The 13621-nt window shown below is 66.1% G+C and carries 17 protein-coding genes; 11 read left to right on the top strand and 6 right to left on the bottom strand.

From position 1 onward, the window contains the following. The first annotated feature begins 52 nt into the window (after window positions 1-52). Window positions 53-928, top strand: a complete 876-nt coding sequence (locus N440_RS03080) for a PhzF family phenazine biosynthesis protein (protein WP_133934040.1) — start codon at window positions 53-55, stop codon at window positions 926-928. A 121-nt stretch (window positions 929-1049) separates the two neighbouring features. Beyond that, entirely contained in the window at window positions 1050-1928 is an 879-nt protein-coding gene (locus tag N440_RS03075; RefSeq protein WP_133934039.1) for a PhzF family phenazine biosynthesis protein, read from the top strand. 71 nt (window positions 1929-1999) lie between these two features. Here N440_RS03075 and N440_RS03070 read toward each other — a convergent pair whose 3' ends face one another. Then, window positions 2000-2431, bottom strand: coding sequence for an OsmC family protein (locus tag N440_RS03070; protein WP_133934038.1), 432 nt, complete (start codon window positions 2429-2431; stop codon window positions 2000-2002). A 370-nt stretch (window positions 2432-2801) separates the two neighbouring features. Between N440_RS03070 and N440_RS03065 the strand changes: the two genes are divergently transcribed. From N440_RS03065 to N440_RS03050, 4 genes are all read left to right on the top strand, one after another. Next, window positions 2802-3200 (top strand): HU family DNA-binding protein, encoded by a 399-nt coding sequence (locus tag N440_RS03065; protein ID WP_008264591.1) that lies wholly within the window; start codon window positions 2802-2804, stop codon window positions 3198-3200. Window positions 3201-3453: 253 nt separating this feature from the next. After that, the gene (locus N440_RS03060) at window positions 3454-3762 is read left to right on the top strand and encodes a DUF3861 family protein (protein ID WP_049456991.1); all 309 of its coding nucleotides are present in this window, start codon (window positions 3454-3456) and stop codon (window positions 3760-3762) included. A 56-nt stretch (window positions 3763-3818) separates the two neighbouring features. Then, window positions 3819-4367, top strand: a complete 549-nt coding sequence (locus N440_RS03055) for a hypothetical protein (protein WP_133934037.1) — start codon at window positions 3819-3821, stop codon at window positions 4365-4367. An 82-nt stretch (window positions 4368-4449) separates the two neighbouring features. Further along, complete coding sequence (locus tag N440_RS03050) at window positions 4450-5046, top strand: DUF1439 domain-containing protein (RefSeq protein WP_133934036.1); 597 nt, start codon at window positions 4450-4452, stop codon at window positions 5044-5046. A gap of 13 nt (window positions 5047-5059) precedes the next feature. On the opposite strand, the gene N440_RS03045 is transcribed toward N440_RS03050, so the two are convergent. Next, window positions 5060-5602: a type 1 glutamine amidotransferase domain-containing protein gene (locus N440_RS03045; protein ID WP_040008584.1), complete on the bottom strand. Its 543-nt coding sequence runs from the start codon at window positions 5600-5602 to the stop codon at window positions 5060-5062. Between the two features lie 163 nt (window positions 5603-5765). Continuing rightward, window positions 5766-6233, bottom strand: a complete 468-nt coding sequence (locus N440_RS03040; protein WP_012479369.1) for an SET domain-containing protein-lysine N-methyltransferase — start codon at window positions 6231-6233, stop codon at window positions 5766-5768. 210 nt (window positions 6234-6443) lie between these two features. Between N440_RS03040 and N440_RS03035 the strand changes: the two genes are divergently transcribed. The 5 genes from N440_RS03035 (at window position 6444) to N440_RS03015 (ending at window position 11745) form a co-directional block, all read left to right on the top strand. After that, window positions 6444-6899, top strand: coding sequence for an SUF system Fe-S cluster assembly regulator (locus N440_RS03035; protein ID WP_008264567.1), 456 nt, complete (start codon window positions 6444-6446; stop codon window positions 6897-6899). Between the two features lie 17 nt (window positions 6900-6916). Further along, on the top strand, window positions 6917-8392 hold the full coding sequence (gene sufB, locus N440_RS03030) for a Fe-S cluster assembly protein SufB (protein WP_006423171.1): 1476 nt from the start codon (window positions 6917-6919) through the stop codon (window positions 8390-8392). 73 nt (window positions 8393-8465) lie between these two features. Beyond that, window positions 8466-9230 carry a Fe-S cluster assembly ATPase SufC gene (gene sufC, locus N440_RS03025; RefSeq protein ID WP_008268735.1) on the top strand — a complete coding sequence of 255 codons (765 nt, stop codon included), beginning with the start codon at window positions 8466-8468 and terminating at the stop codon, window positions 9228-9230. Then, entirely contained in the window at window positions 9230-10492 is a 1263-nt protein-coding gene (gene sufD, locus N440_RS03020) for a Fe-S cluster assembly protein SufD (RefSeq protein WP_133934035.1), read from the top strand. Before sufC ends, sufD begins: the two co-directional genes overlap by 1 nt. Beyond that, complete coding sequence (locus N440_RS03015) at window positions 10489-11745, top strand: cysteine desulfurase (RefSeq protein WP_008265245.1); 1257 nt, start codon at window positions 10489-10491, stop codon at window positions 11743-11745. The genes sufD and N440_RS03015 overlap by 4 nt, the downstream gene beginning before the upstream one ends. Before the next feature lie 317 nt (window positions 11746-12062). On the opposite strand, the gene N440_RS03010 is transcribed toward N440_RS03015, so the two are convergent. The 3 genes from N440_RS03010 to N440_RS03000 all read right to left on the bottom strand — a co-directional run. Next, window positions 12063-12338, bottom strand: a complete 276-nt coding sequence (locus N440_RS03010) for a hypothetical protein (protein ID WP_133934034.1) — start codon at window positions 12336-12338, stop codon at window positions 12063-12065. A gap of 482 nt (window positions 12339-12820) precedes the next feature. Next, on the bottom strand, window positions 12821-13120 hold the full coding sequence (locus tag N440_RS03005) for a hypothetical protein (protein WP_133934033.1): 300 nt from the start codon (window positions 13118-13120) through the stop codon (window positions 12821-12823). A gap of 186 nt (window positions 13121-13306) precedes the next feature. Continuing rightward, on the bottom strand, window positions 13307-13621 hold a 315-nt coding region (locus N440_RS03000), incomplete at its 5' end, for an RHS repeat-associated core domain-containing protein (RefSeq protein ID WP_208322777.1).

Below are 13621 nucleotides of genomic sequence, written 5' to 3'. Positions count from 1 at the left end.
GGAGCCGCCCGAGGGGGCGGAACCTTCGATTCTAAGCCCAATGGACCCGCCGATGGCCGCCTTCCGCTACCTGCAGCTCGATGTCTTCGCCCCCCACCCTGGCAGCGGCAATCCGCTGGGCGTGGTACTGGGCGCCGATGGGCTCTCCAGCGCCCGCATGCAGGCCCTTGCCGCCTGGCTGAACCTGTCCGAGACGGTGTTCTTCCTGCCGCCCAGCGCCCCGGGCGCCGACTACCACATCCGCATCTTCACCCCGAACAGCGAACTGCCATTTGCCGGCCACCCCAGCGTGGGCGCGGCCTGGGCTGCAGTCACCTGCGGCCTGGCAACCCCGCGCGACGGTGGCGCGCTGGTCCAGCAATGCGCCGCCGGCCTGCTGCCGGTGCGGGTGAGCGGTGCCGCCGCTTCTCCAACCATCGAACTGGCCAGCCCGCCGGCACAGCACCTGCCGACCGACCCGGGCCAGGTGCCCGGACCGCTGTTGGCGCTGGCCGCCGCCGGGCATGCGCCCGAACTGTGGGACAACGGCCCGCGCTGGTGGCTGCTGCCGCTGCGCGACGCCGTCGCCGTGCGCGGGCTGGCCCCGGACATGGCCGCCCTGCGCGACTGGACCAATGCCACCGGCGCAACCGGCGTCGCGGTATTCGCCGACGAAGTCGCCACGGACCATGCCCGCGTCGTGCGCGCGTTCTGCCCCGGCGATGCGGTGAACGTGCCCGAGGACCCGGTCACCGGCAGCGCCAATGCGCTGATCGGTGCCTGGTTGCGCGAGCGCGACGTGCTGCCCGGCGGCAGCGGCGCCTATGTCGCCAGCCAGGGCCGCGAAGTCGGCCGCGACGGCCGCGTCCACGTGCGCGTGGATGCCGACGGCACGGTGTGGATCGGCGGCCAGGTGCAGCCGGTGATCGACGGCCAGATCAGCTGGTAACGCCGAAAAAAGGGGACGGAGGGAATTAAGTCGTTTGTGGCACAAGCGACTTAATTCCCTCCGTCCCCTTTTTCGTGTGCCGCGCTACCCTATGCCGCCTGTTTACTGGAGTTCCTGCCTGATGTCCGCACGACGTTTCCTGCAGCTGGATGTGTTCTCCCCGCGTGCCGGCGCCGGCAATCCGCTGGCCGTGGTGCTCGATGCCGAAGGCCTGGACGATGCCAGCATGCAGGCCATCGCACGCTGGACGCGCCTGCCCGAGACCACCTTCGTGTTCCCGGCGCAGGCAGCCGGCACCAGCTACCGGCTGCGCATGTTCAGCCCGCAGAAGGAAGTGCCGTTCGCCGGCCATCCCAGCGTCGGCACCGCGCATGCGGTGCTGCAGGCAGGCCTGGCAGCGCCGGTCGACGGCGTGCTGGTGCAGGACGGCATCGCTGGCGCCCTGCCCCTGCGCGTCAGCGGCGAAGGCGCGCAGCAGCGCATCGCCATCCGTACCCCGCGGGCACAGCTGGCCGAGACCACCGAAGCCAGCGATCCTCGCCTGCAGGCCGCGCTGAAGGACTGGCCGCTGGGCACGCTGCCGCCGGCCCGCATGCAGGGCGGTCGCAGCTGGTGGGTAGTGCAGGTGGCCGATGAAGCCGCGTTGCGCGGCCTGCATCCGGATTGGGATGCGGTAGCCGCGCTGGCCGAATCCACCGACAGCATGGGCGTGTTCGCCTATGCGTTCGCCGATGGCAACGAGGGGTTCGATCTGGCCGTGCGCGCCTTCGTCGGCAATGGCCGTCGCTTCGAGGATGCGGCCTCGGGCGCCGCCAACGCGGTGCTGGCGGCATGGCTGGACCTGCGCGATGCGCTGCCGCAGGGCCGCGCACCGTTCGAAGTCAGCCAGGGCCGCGAAGTCGGCCACGATGCGCGCCTGACCCTGCGGGTCGATGAAGACGGCGAGGTCTGGTCGGGGGGCCAGGTGCAGACGGTGATTGCCGGCACCATTGATTGGTAGAGCCGGCCGCTGGCCGGCTGTTACCTGGCCCTTGACATCATGCGGTTGCCGGCCAGCGGCCGGCACTACCCTCAGCCCAGCTCGGCTTCCAGACTGATCGGCACTGCGCTCAGCGCCTTGGACACCGGGCAGTTCTGCTTGGCGTCATCGGCGATGGCGCGGAACTTCGCGGCGTCGATGCCCGGCACCACCGCCTTCACCTTCAGCCGGATCTGCGACAGCTGCGGACCGCCTTCCAGCGACAGGTCGACCTTGGCTTCGGTGTCCAGCGAGGTCGGGGTGAAGCCCGCTTCGCCCAGCTTGGCCGACAGCGCCATGGTGAAACAGCCGGCATGCGCGGCGGCGATCAGTTCTTCCGGATTGGTCCCTTTCTCGTCGCCAAAACGGCTGTTGAAGCCGTAGCGGGTCTTGTCCAGCAGCCCACTCTGCGGCGTGCTCAACAGTCCCTTGCCCGACTTCAGATCGCCTTCCCAGTGCGCGGTGGCGTGTCGCGAGATTCCCATGTGCTGCTCCTGTGTGGCGGTGATGAACGATCACCCTCGCACGGACCGTGTTATCCCTGCGTCGCTCCGCCGCATGCCAATCGTCCGCCCGAAACCGGATCGCTGGACACTTCCTCACCAGCCCGGCCTGCATTTTTCCCTTGATTTCAGTGGTTTCGCGCAACACCCGATGATCGAGGCGCGGCTGCCAGGCATGCCAGGACGGCCCCATTCCCCACCACCGGCCATGTACTGAATCGGCCTGGATATGAAAAAACATGCACTTTCCGCGCTTCGGGCTATTGGCGGCGCCCGAGAGTTGCCCTACATTGCGCTTGCCGACGGGGTTCGGCGCCGACCAAACAACCAACCGTTCACGGAACAGGAAACCATGGCAAAGACCGCTAAGAAGGCTGCCCCGAAGAAGGCAGTGAAGAAAGTCGCTACGAAGGCAGCCGCCAAGCCGGCCGCTCCGAAGCCGATCAAGGAAGTGCTGACCAAGTCCGGCCTGGTTGCACACATCGCTGAAGCCTCCGGCGTCGTCGCCAAGGACGTCCGCGCTGTGCTGGCCTCGCTGGAAAGCGCCGTCGCCTCCTCGGTGCACAAGAAGGGCGCAGGCTCCTTCACCCTGCCGGGCCTGCTGAAGATCACCACCGTCAACGTGGCAGCCAAGCCGAAGCGCAAGGGCATCAACCCGTTCACCAAGGAAGAGCAGTGGTTCGCTGCCAAGCCGGCCACCACCAAGCTGAAGGTGCGTCCGCTGAAGAAGCTGAAGGACGCCGCGCTGTAAGCGCGCGCCCCAACGCGGACTCCGACGGGACGGCTCTGGCCGTCCCGTTTTTTTTGCACTGCCCCGCGCCCGCAACACAGCGTTGCCGGATCCCGGGAAATACGCGCCCAGGCCCGTCGTCATTGACCGGACGCGGTCGGGTCCAGGCCCGGAACGTACCGGGTGGAACACTGCGTGCAGCGCCGGCCGTCGCCGTCGGCCGCAGGCTTGCCTATCGTGGGCACATCCTCCACAGCTACGGCGAGCACCCCTCATGGCCAGCCCCTCCACCCGCTACCGGATCTCGGTGACCCCCATCGAAAAGGACGGGTTGCAGTGCACCGGGCGCTGCACCATCGAACTGGAACATCGTGCCAGCCGCGACCTGATGCGCCTGCTGGAAGCTGCGCCGCGCACGGCGGGCATCAGTGGCGACGAGCGCGCCACCCTGGTGATCGCCAGCCAGCTGCTGCGCGACATCGTGCAGCGTCACGCCGAGACCGACGGCCACGCGCTGGCAGCCATCGCCGCACAGGTGCTGCCGGCACTGGACGCGCTGGACCAGCTGCCTTCCTCGCGCTGACCGCCGCGCACTCGATACACTGGCACTCTCACGGTTGCCTCGGGGAGGAGGCAGGCATGCGCCGTATCCTGTTGTTGATTGCGCCCCTGGCGCTGCTGGGCTGCTCGCGGCCGGCAGCCGCACCGGATGCGGCACCTGCCGCGATACCGGCCAGCACCGATCAGCCGTCGAGCGCGTCGCCAACGGCAGTGCCCGGCGGCGACCCACCGGCTGCGCAATCGCCTTCGGTCGACCCGTTGTTCGCTGCAGTGGCCCCCGATGCCGAGCCACCCTCGGTGATGCTCAACCGCTACGTGCGCGCACTGCTCAATCGCGATCGTCGCGCCAGTGATGCGGCGTGGACCTTCCCTCCTGGCGACGCCCGGCATGCCGACGACGCCGCGCTGCGGCAGCTGCAGCAGGTGCGCACGCTTCACCTGCGCAGCAGCACGCCGATTGCCCGCAGCCCGGCACAGCCCGCGCAGCTGCTGGAGGTGCCGGTGCAGGTGCGTGCGGTCACCGCCAACGGCACCTTCCATTTCAGCGGCTGGTACCGCGTGCAGCCCAGCAGCGACGGCCGCGCCTGGCAGATCCAGTCGGCGCGCCTGCAGCCAACGCTGGACTGAACCGTTGCAGCCGCATGCACGCACGATTCAGCCGGCGCGGCTACTCTTTCTTCCATCCATTCCAGAGCCACCGGTCACTGCCATGCGCCTGCGTTCCCTGATGACCCGCCTCGCCGCCTCCACCGTGCTGATCGCTGCCGCGATCGGTGCACAGGCCGCCCCCTCCATTTCCGGCCGCGAACTGTCGGTGGGTGCCAACGACGTGCAGCAATACCTCGACGGCAGCTTCCCGCGCACCCAGGACGCGCTGGGCGGCCTGATCGCCCTGACCATGAGCCACCCGCAGCTGAGCCTGCCGGCCGGCGAACGCTTGAACCTGGGCATGGACGTGGCACTGGCCACCGCCGGCGGCAACCCGGCCAAGCTGGGCACGGTGAAGCTCAGCAGCGGCCTGCGCTATGACGCGCAGACCCAGGGCTTCCACCTGCAGCAGCCGAGCGTGGATGACTTCACCCCGGCCAACCAGGGTGGCCGTCTCGATTCGCGCACCCGTGGCCTGCTCAATGCCTGGCTGAGCGACTACGCCCAGCGCGAGCCCATCTACAAGCTGGACCCGGCCATGGCCGGCGTGCTGGGCACGCTGCAGGTGCAGTCGGCGCAGGTGAAGAACGGCAAGCTGGTGGTCACCTTCAACCAGAACCTGGGCAACCTGGTGCCGGCCGGCATCCTCGGCAAGTAAGGCAGGGCCGGCCTCACGCCACCAGCGCTTTCACTACCGCCTCGCTGAAAGCCGGAATGTCATCCGGCTTGCGGCTGGTGATCACATTGCCATCCACCACGACCTCGGCGTTGCGCCACTTGGCGCCGGCATTGGCGAGGTCCTGCTGCAGGGATGGCCACGAGGTCAGCTCGCGTCCATCGGCCAGGCCGCTGTTGATCAACAGCCACGGACCATGGCAGATGGCCGCTACCGGCTTGCCGGCCTCGGCGACGCTGCGGATGAATCCCAGCGCCGCCTCGTCGGTGCGCAGCGTGTCCGGGTTGATGACACCACCGGGCAGCACCAGGGCATCAAAGCGACCGGCATCGGCCTCGTCCAGCGGCAGGTCTACTGCCACCACGCCACCCCAGTCCTTGTCTTTCCAGCCCTTGATGGTCGCCTCCTTCGCAGGCGATACCACGCTGACCCGTGCGCCCTCCGCCTCCAGCAGGCGCTTGGGTTCGGTCAGTTCGGACTGTTCGAAGCCGTGCGTGGCAAGGATGGCAATCTGCTTGCCGCTGAGACGCTGAGCCATGTCGGATGCTCCATCGAAAGGAGCGGACAGCGTGCGCGAGGAGCCATTGAACGGCGGTGACCCGACCGTGCACGGCAGGTGGAGACTCATGCGGTAGTGCCGGCCGCTGGCCGGCACAATCATCACATCAGTGCCGGCCAGCGGCCGGCACTACCCGCAGCGGTCAGCGCTTGGGCTGCAGCATGGTGCCGGTGCACTTGGGCGAACCGCAGCGGCACTCCCAGATCTTCTTCAGCTTCGCGGTGTGGCGCTCGGCCAGGGTGATGCCGTAGTTGTAGGTCAGCTCTTCGCCGGCCTTGATATCGCGCAGGGCCTCGATGAATACCTTGTCGCCACGGCTGTCGCCGTCCTCGTCTTCCTCGATCACCGCCTCGCAGTTCGGGTCGCAGCTGTGGTTGATCCAGCGTGCGTCGTTGCCCTTGTAGTTGGCGTCGATCACCCAGTCATCGTTGAGGGTGAACAGGAAGGTATGGCCGCTTTCGACGTCGCCGCTGTCATCGGCATCGACGTCGCCGTGGCTGCGCAGCAGGCCCTTGTACTGGATCACGCGCTCGCCCTGCTTGATCGGGGCCACGGCGAACACGCCGTTGCCATGGATGGCGGACTTGCGGGCTTGGATCTTCTTCGGCATCGGCACGGGCTGTTTGCAGCGAATGGAACGGGGATTCTCGCCCATTCCGGGTGATTGCGAAAATCACCCCATTGGCGCAGCATTGCGCCCTGGCAACGGCCCCGGTGTCTCCCTCCCGGCCTGGCCCCAGCGCCGGCTGAATGCCCGGGTTGGATGGCGGCGAATAAAAGCGTACAATTTCAGTCCGCTTTAAGAACCACTCGCATCCCCATGTTGCGCGTCACCAAACTCACCGATTACGCCACCGTCGTGCTGACCGTGCTTGCCGCCCGTCCGGGCGAGGTACTCAGTGCCACCGAGCTGGCCGAATTCACCGGTCTGGAGCCGCCCACCGTCAGCAAGGTGCTCAAGCCGCTGGCCCAGGCCGGCCTGGTCGAGGGCCTGCGCGGTGTCCGCGGTGGCTACCGCCTGACCCGCCCGGCCCTCGAGATCTCGCTGTTCGAAGTGGTCGAGGCAATGGAAGGGCCGCTGGCCCTGACCGAATGCAGCCACGACCACCACCAGTGCGGCATGGCGCCCAAGTGCGGCGCGCGCAGCAGCTGGCGGCTGATCAACGACGTGGTCTCCGAGGCCCTGCGCGATGTCACCCTCGCGCAGATCCTGCCCCCTCTCCCCCTTGCCGATGACGAACAGCGCCGCACCATCGCTGTCGACGTCGTCTCCTGATCCGTAGGCAGCCCCCCATGGCCACCGAAACCATCGAAAACGTCGCCCACGACGACACCCCCAACCGCGAGATCCACGAGCAGCTCGGCCGCAAGTATTCGGCCGGCTTCATCACCGAGATCGAGTCGGACTCCCTGCCGCCGGGCCTGGACGAGGACACCATCCGTGCCCTGTCGGCCAAGAAGGAAGAGCCGGAGTGGATGACGCAGTGGCGTCTGGACGCCTACCGCCACTTCCTGACCATGCCGATGCCGGACTGGGCCAAGCTGGAGATCGCGCCGATCGACCTGCAGGCGCTCAGCTACTACTCCGCGCCGAAGGGCCCGAAGTACGCCTCGCTGGATGACGTGCCCAAGGAACTGCTCGACACCTACGACAAGCTGGGCGTGCCGCTGCACGAGCGCGCCAAGCTGGCCGGCGTGGCGGTGGACGCGGTGTTCGACTCGGTGTCCGTCGGGACCACCTTCCGCAAGGAACTGGCCGAAAAGGGCATCATCTTCTGCTCGATGTCCGAGGCCATCAAGGAACACCCGGAACTGGTGCGCCAGTACCTGGGCACCGTGGTGCCGGTCGGTGACAACTACTTCGCCGCGCTCAACTCGGCGGTGTTCTCCGATGGCAGCTTCGTGTTCATTCCCAAGGGCGTGCGCTGCCCGATGGAACTGAGCACCTACTTCCGCATCAACGCCGGCCACACCGGCCAGTTCGAGCGCACCCTGATCGTGTGCGAGGACAAGGCCTACGTGTCTTACCTGGAAGGCTGCACCGCGCCGATGCGCGATGAGAACCAGCTGCACGCTGCGGTGGTCGAGCTGGTGGCGCTGGAAGATGCCGAGATCAAGTACTCCACGGTGCAGAACTGGTACCCGGGCGACGAGAATGGCGTCGGCGGCATCTACAACTTCGTCACCAAGCGTGCCGAATGCCGTGGCGCGCGCAGCAAGGTCACCTGGACCCAGGTCGAGACCGGCTCGGCGATCACCTGGAAGTACCCGTCCTGCGTGCTGCTGGGCGACGATTCGGTGGGCGAGTTCCACTCGGTGGCCCTGACCCACCACCGCCAGCAGGCCGACACCGGCACCAAGATGATCCACGTCGGCAAGCGCACCAAGAGCAAGATCGTCAGCAAGGGCATCAGCGCCGGCCGCGGCCAGAACACCTACCGTGGCCTGGTCAAGGTCGACCGCAACGCCGATGGCGCGCGCAACTACACCCAGTGCGATTCGCTGCTGATAGGCAAGCAGTGCGGTGCCCACACCTTCCCCTACATCGAGGTGAAGAACCCGGGCGCCACCGTCGAGCACGAGGCCACCACCTCCAAGATCTCCGACGACCAGCTGTTCTACTGCCGCGCCCGTGGCATCAGCCAGGAAGACGCGGTGTCGATGATCGTCGACGGCTTCTGCAAGCAGGTGTTCCGCGAACTGCCGATGGAATTCGCAGTGGAAGCCAAGAAGCTGCTGGAAGTCTCGCTGGAAGGCTCGGTGGGCTGACCGCCCGCCCCGCTCCTCGCAAACGCATTCTCTTTACCGGCGGGCTGCGGCCCGCCCCACGGAAACCCCCACCATGCTGAAGATCGACAACCTCCACGCCCGCATCGGCGACAAGGAAATCCTCAAGGGCCTCTCGCTGGAAGTGAAGCCCGGCCAGGTGCACGCCATCATGGGCCCCAACGGCGCCGGCAAGTCCACCCTGGGCAATGTCCTGGCCGGCCGCGACGGCTATGAAGTGACCGAAGGCAGCGTGCAGTTTGAAGGCACCGACCTGCTGGATCAGGATCCGGAAGCGCGCGCCGCTGCCGGCCTGTTCCTGGCGTTCCAGTACCCGGTGGAAATCCCGGGCGTGAACAACACCTACTTCCTGCGCGCCGCGCTGAACGCCCAGCGCAAGGCACGCGGCGAAGAGGAACTCGATTCGATGCAGTTCCTCAAGCTGGTGCGACAGAAGCTGGCCGTGCTGCACCTGAAGGACGAACTGCTGCACCGTGGCGTCAACGAAGGCTTCTCCGGTGGCGAGAAGAAGCGCAACGAGATCTTCCAGCTGGCCGTGCTGGAGCCGAAGCTGGCGATCCTGGACGAAACCGATTCGGGCCTGGACATCGACGCGCTGAAGAGCGTGGCCGACGGCGTCAACGCGCTGCGCGCCGCCGATCGCTCGTTCCTGGTCATTACCCACTACCAGCGCCTGCTGGACTACATCAAGCCGGACGTGGTGCACGTGCTGGCCGACGGCCGCATCGTCAAGAGCGGCGGCCCGGAACTGGCGCTGGAACTGGAAGCGCACGGCTACGATTTCCTCAAGGATCGCGTGGTGCGCGAGGCGGCCGTCTGATGAGCGCGCTGCTCGACTCGATGGCCCAGGCCTTCTGCGGCAGCGACGCGCGCCGCGAAGTGCTGGACGCGGCCCTGCGCGACGGCCTGCCCGCCGCCCGCAACGAAGCCTGGAAGTACACCTCGCTGCGCCAGCTGGAACGCCGTGCGTTCGCAGCGGCGCCGCTGCAGGGCCCGGCGCTGGACGCCACGCTGTTGGAGGACATTCCGGCGCCGCGCCTGGTGTTCGTCAACGGTCGCCTCGATGCCGCGCTGAGCGACGTGCAGGCCCTGCCGGCCGGCGTGCAGCTGCAGCCGCTGTCGGCCGCACTGGCGGACGGCGAGGATGCGGTGCGTTTCCTCGGCCGCCGCTACGAGTGCAGCGAGGAAATCTTCGCCCGCCTCAACGCCGCCCTGGCCGATGAAGGCGTGGTGCTGCGCGTGGACGAAGGCGTGCAGGTGGACGTGCCGCTGCAGCTGGTGTTCGCCAGCGTCGCCGGCGATACCGACCTGGCCTGGCATCACCGCCACCTGATCGAACTGCGCACCGGCGCCAGCCTCGGCGTGGTCGAGCACCGCTTCAGCGTGGGTGATTCGGCCCACCTCGACAACACCGTGCTGCACGCCCACGTCGCCCGCGATGCCGTGCTCAAGCACGCCCGCGTGCAGGCCGGCAGCGCGCGCCAGACCAGCTTCCTGCGCACCGACGCGGTGCTGGCCCGCGATGCGCAGTACCACCGCGTCGATCTGGAACTGGGTGCCGCGCTCAGCCGCCATGAACTGAACGTGCGCCTGGAAGGCGACAACGCCCAGCTGACCGCCAACGGCGTGCTGCTCGGCAATGGCCGCCGCCACGTCGAAACCCGTTTGGGCATCGACCACATCGCGCGCGATACTGCCTGCGAACTGCTGTGGCGCGGCGTTGCGGCCAACCGCAGCCGCGTGGTGTTCCATGGTGGCATCCAGATCCGCGAAGGCGCCGACGGCACCGACGCGAACCTGTCCAACAAGAACCTGCTGCTGTCGGCCGACGCCGAGATCGACACCCAGCCGACGCTGGTGATCGACGCCGATGAAGTGAAGGCCGCGCATGGCGCGACCGTCGGCCAGCTCGATGCCAACGCGCTGTTCTACCTGCGCTCGCGCGGCCTGCCGCAGGCCCAGGCGCAGGCGCTGCTGAGTGCCGCGTTCTGCCATGAACCGCTGAAGATTCTGCCGGAAGCACTGCGCGAGCAGCTGGCACGCCGCCTGGACAAGGCGCTGGTCGAGGCGGGTGTGGCATGAACCTGTCCACGCCGCGCCCGATCGAAGAACGCACCGGCGCCCCCGACTGGGACCGCGTCCGCCTCGACTTCCCGCTGCTGATGCGCGAAGTGCATGGCAAGCCGCTGGTCTATTTCGACAATGCCAACACCGGCCAGAAGCCGGTGCAGGTGATCGGCGCGGTGGACGAGTTCTACCGCCGCTACAACGCCAATGTCAGCCGCGCGGTGCATGCACTGGGCAGCGAAGCCACCGACGCCTACGAAGGTGCGCGCAACAAGCTGGCGCGCTTCCTCAACGTGCGCCCCAGCGACCTGGTGCTGTGCAGCGGCACCACCTTCGCCATCAACCTGGTGGCCTACTCGTGGGCGCTGCCGCGGCTGAAGGCCGGTGACGTGATCCTGGTATCGCGCATGGAGCACCACGCCAACATCGTGCCGTGGCAGCTGGTCGCCCAGCGTACCGGCGCGACCATCCGCGTGGCCGAGATCACCCCCGACGGCGCGCTCGACCTGGATGCGCTGCGCGCAGCGATGACCCCCGAGGTCAAGCTGCTGGCGGTCACCCACGTCTCCAACGTGCTGGGCACGGTCAATCCGGTACGCGAGATCTGCCGCGAAGCGCGCAAGCGCGGCATCATCACCGTGGTCGATGGCTCCCAGGCCGTGCCGCACCGCAAGGTGGACGTGGCCGCGATCGGTTGTGACTTCTACGCCATCACCGGCCACAAGATGTGTGGCCCGACCGGCACCGGGGCACTGTGGGCGCGCCGCGAGCACCTGGACGCGATGCCGCCGTTCCTCGGTGGCGGCGAAATGATCAAGGAAGTCAGCTTCGACGGCACCGTGTTCAACGATGCCCCGCACAAGTTCGAAGCCGGCACCCCGAACATCGCCGGCTTCATCGGCCTGGGCGTGGCCGCCGACTACCTGCAGCAGCTGGGCCAGGAAAACGTGGAAGCACGCGAAGCCGAACTGCTGGCGCACTTCACCGAAGAGCTGCGCCGCGTCGACGGCCTGCGCATCATCGGCGAAGCGCCGGAGAAGGCCGCGGTGGTCTCGTTCCTGATCGACGGCGCGCATGCCCACGATCTGGCCACCCTGCTGGATCTGGAAGGCGTGGCCGTGCGTTCCGGCCAGCACTGCGCGCACCCGCTGCTGCAGTACTTTGGCGTTGCCGCTACCTGCCGTGCCTCGCTGGCGTTCTACAACACGCACGCCGAGATCGAGCGGTTCATGACTGCGCTGACCAAGGTGCGGAAGTTGCTGGGGTGAGATACCTGGCGAAGCTCGGGATAGATGCAAACGCCACAGGAAACTGCGGCGTTTTTTGTTGCGCGCTGGACGCAGGCAAGCAGAGGCGTGACTGAGAAACGCTGAGTGATGCCAGGAACTGGCAATTTCCCGGCAATGCCGATCCATCCATCATCAATGGCCTTGAGGCACCGCCTTCTACACGCCAGAAAGCCTGGGTACCCCGCAGGCAATCAAGAACAAGTACATCATCACGACGCCCCTCAGCCTCACCGTTCATCCCACTGGAGCGCCCACGCCTTGAAGCTACAAAAAAATGCAGACATCAACTAATTATCTCAACTCACGCCCCCACCCCACTCCTCCACAATCTTCTCGACTGCCAATATCTGATCTTGCGCATAGGATCCATCCCGGAAACGGATATCAGCATCATCAAGATAATGCCATATCAAATGCGGGACATCTATTCCACAAACGCTTGACTGAAGGGTTCGCTTAAGCGCCTCGGCCCTCGCATACCAAGCAGAGACTTGTTCCGCAGAAGCAGGTTCGGATTCCAGCAACATCCGCAGGCAGGCAGCAGCGGACTTCTCTTCATCAGCAGCACTCACCGGGGCACCTGTTTCCTTATCCACCGAGGATCAAACAATACAAGATCAACAGCCTCACCGCGGCCTGCAGACTCAAGATTATTTTGCAGAATCGGAGTACTCCCACTATTGAAAGGGTGAAGTTGAAGACGCTCCACGCATCTGCGGTTCCGCGAGCGATCGGACGTGAGGCGGCCGCCAGCTTTTGGGCGCGCTGGCATTGACGACGATTGCTGCGCCATAAATCGTCCCGGCCCCCGGTACGCTCCCAGTTGAGCCCGTTGCGAGAACTTCTGTCCCGCAATGTTTCCAGTGGTACCAGGCGGCCACATCACGGGATAAATGCAAACGCCACAGGGAATTGCGGCGTCTTTCTGTTGGTGGAGCTATGCGAACACTCAGCCTGCGAAAGCCCTGCTAAGAGCCACGGACCCACGCATCGAGCACAGGATTCCTCGCATGCGCGCACCCGACATCATCGACACCCCTGGCGATATTTCCCATCACCCAACAAGCATCGAGATGCCGCAGGCCACCAAGAACACGTAGGTCGCGACAACACCCCTCAGCACCCACCGTTCACCCCGCGTGATCATCAGACCTTTGCCGGAAAGCGCAAGCAATCCAATCCCGCGCAGGCACCGAAACCACCAGTCAACCCTGATGATGCCGACCGCCTCAAGCACTTCCGGCCGCTTCCGCTCCATCTTCAGCAGCATCCGGTGCGCCGCAAATCCATTCATCCACATGCCTCCCAGAATGAAGGAAGAGCAGACAGGATAGCTCTCAATAATGCCCGCCACCTAGTCCCTCCCAGAAGGAAAATGTGAACTTCATTCAACTTCAATTACCGCCCCATACCGAATCGCAAAGCCCCACGGCGAGAAGGATCATGAAGGAAGTCATCCCCAGATGCAGGAACCGACTCGCAAGCCGGTGCGAATCGCAGACATCCTTGCTCAAGAGCACTTCATCCAAGCGCCCTTCCCTTACCGCACGCAGTTGCCTGTATGTTGTGTCGAATGATGCCAGACTTCTTCCGGACAACTCAGGGTGATCGCGCCACTAAGGAAAGCCCCTAACGCCGGATCCATGTACCGCTGCTGCATATAACTCAGCCCCGTCTCCGAGTCCGTCACATGCCCGGTATACCCCGGCCCATCCGTCAACGGCCGGTTGACCACCGCCCCATACGGCTCATACACCGTGCGCTCGATCACCTGGCCATTGGCATCGGTGATCGCCACCGGTGATCCCAGTGCATCGGTGTGGATGTACTCGACAACCTCCTGGGCGGCCGCCGG

It is taken from the genome of Stenotrophomonas sp. CC22-02, assembly GCF_004365115.1.
Classification (GTDB): Bacteria; Pseudomonadota; Gammaproteobacteria; order Xanthomonadales; family Xanthomonadaceae; genus Stenotrophomonas; species Stenotrophomonas forensis.
Note: the sequence above shows the minus strand (reverse complement) of the source record. Positions and strands in the feature narration are given on the sequence as shown.

Bases quoted from the DNA above. Each gene is read 5' to 3' on its own strand.
- N440_RS03080 (WP_133934040.1), top strand. From the start codon at position 53: ATGGCCGCCTTCCGCTACCTGCAGCTCGATGTCTTCGCCCCCCACCCT.
- N440_RS03075 (WP_133934039.1), top strand. From the start codon at position 1,050: ATGTCCGCACGACGTTTCCTGCAGCTGGATGTGTTCTCCCCGCGTGCC.
- N440_RS03070 (WP_133934038.1), bottom strand. From the start codon at position 2,431: ATGGGAATCTCGCGACACGCCACCGCGCACTGGGAAGGCGATCTGAAG.
- N440_RS03065 (WP_008264591.1), top strand. From the start codon at position 2,802: ATGGCAAAGACCGCTAAGAAGGCTGCCCCGAAGAAGGCAGTGAAGAAA.
- N440_RS03060 (WP_049456991.1), top strand. From the start codon at position 3,454: ATGGCCAGCCCCTCCACCCGCTACCGGATCTCGGTGACCCCCATCGAA.
- N440_RS03055 (WP_133934037.1), top strand. From the start codon at position 3,819: ATGCGCCGTATCCTGTTGTTGATTGCGCCCCTGGCGCTGCTGGGCTGC.
- N440_RS03050 (WP_133934036.1), top strand. From the start codon at position 4,450: ATGCGCCTGCGTTCCCTGATGACCCGCCTCGCCGCCTCCACCGTGCTG.
- N440_RS03045 (WP_040008584.1), bottom strand. From the start codon at position 5,602: ATGGCTCAGCGTCTCAGCGGCAAGCAGATTGCCATCCTTGCCACGCAC.
- N440_RS03040 (WP_012479369.1), bottom strand. From the start codon at position 6,233: ATGCCGAAGAAGATCCAAGCCCGCAAGTCCGCCATCCATGGCAACGGC.
- N440_RS03035 (WP_008264567.1), top strand. From the start codon at position 6,444: ATGTTGCGCGTCACCAAACTCACCGATTACGCCACCGTCGTGCTGACC.
- sufB (WP_006423171.1), top strand. From the start codon at position 6,917: ATGGCCACCGAAACCATCGAAAACGTCGCCCACGACGACACCCCCAAC.
- sufC (WP_008268735.1), top strand. From the start codon at position 8,466: ATGCTGAAGATCGACAACCTCCACGCCCGCATCGGCGACAAGGAAATC.
- sufD (WP_133934035.1), top strand. From the start codon at position 9,230: ATGAGCGCGCTGCTCGACTCGATGGCCCAGGCCTTCTGCGGCAGCGAC.
- N440_RS03015 (WP_008265245.1), top strand. From the start codon at position 10,489: ATGAACCTGTCCACGCCGCGCCCGATCGAAGAACGCACCGGCGCCCCC.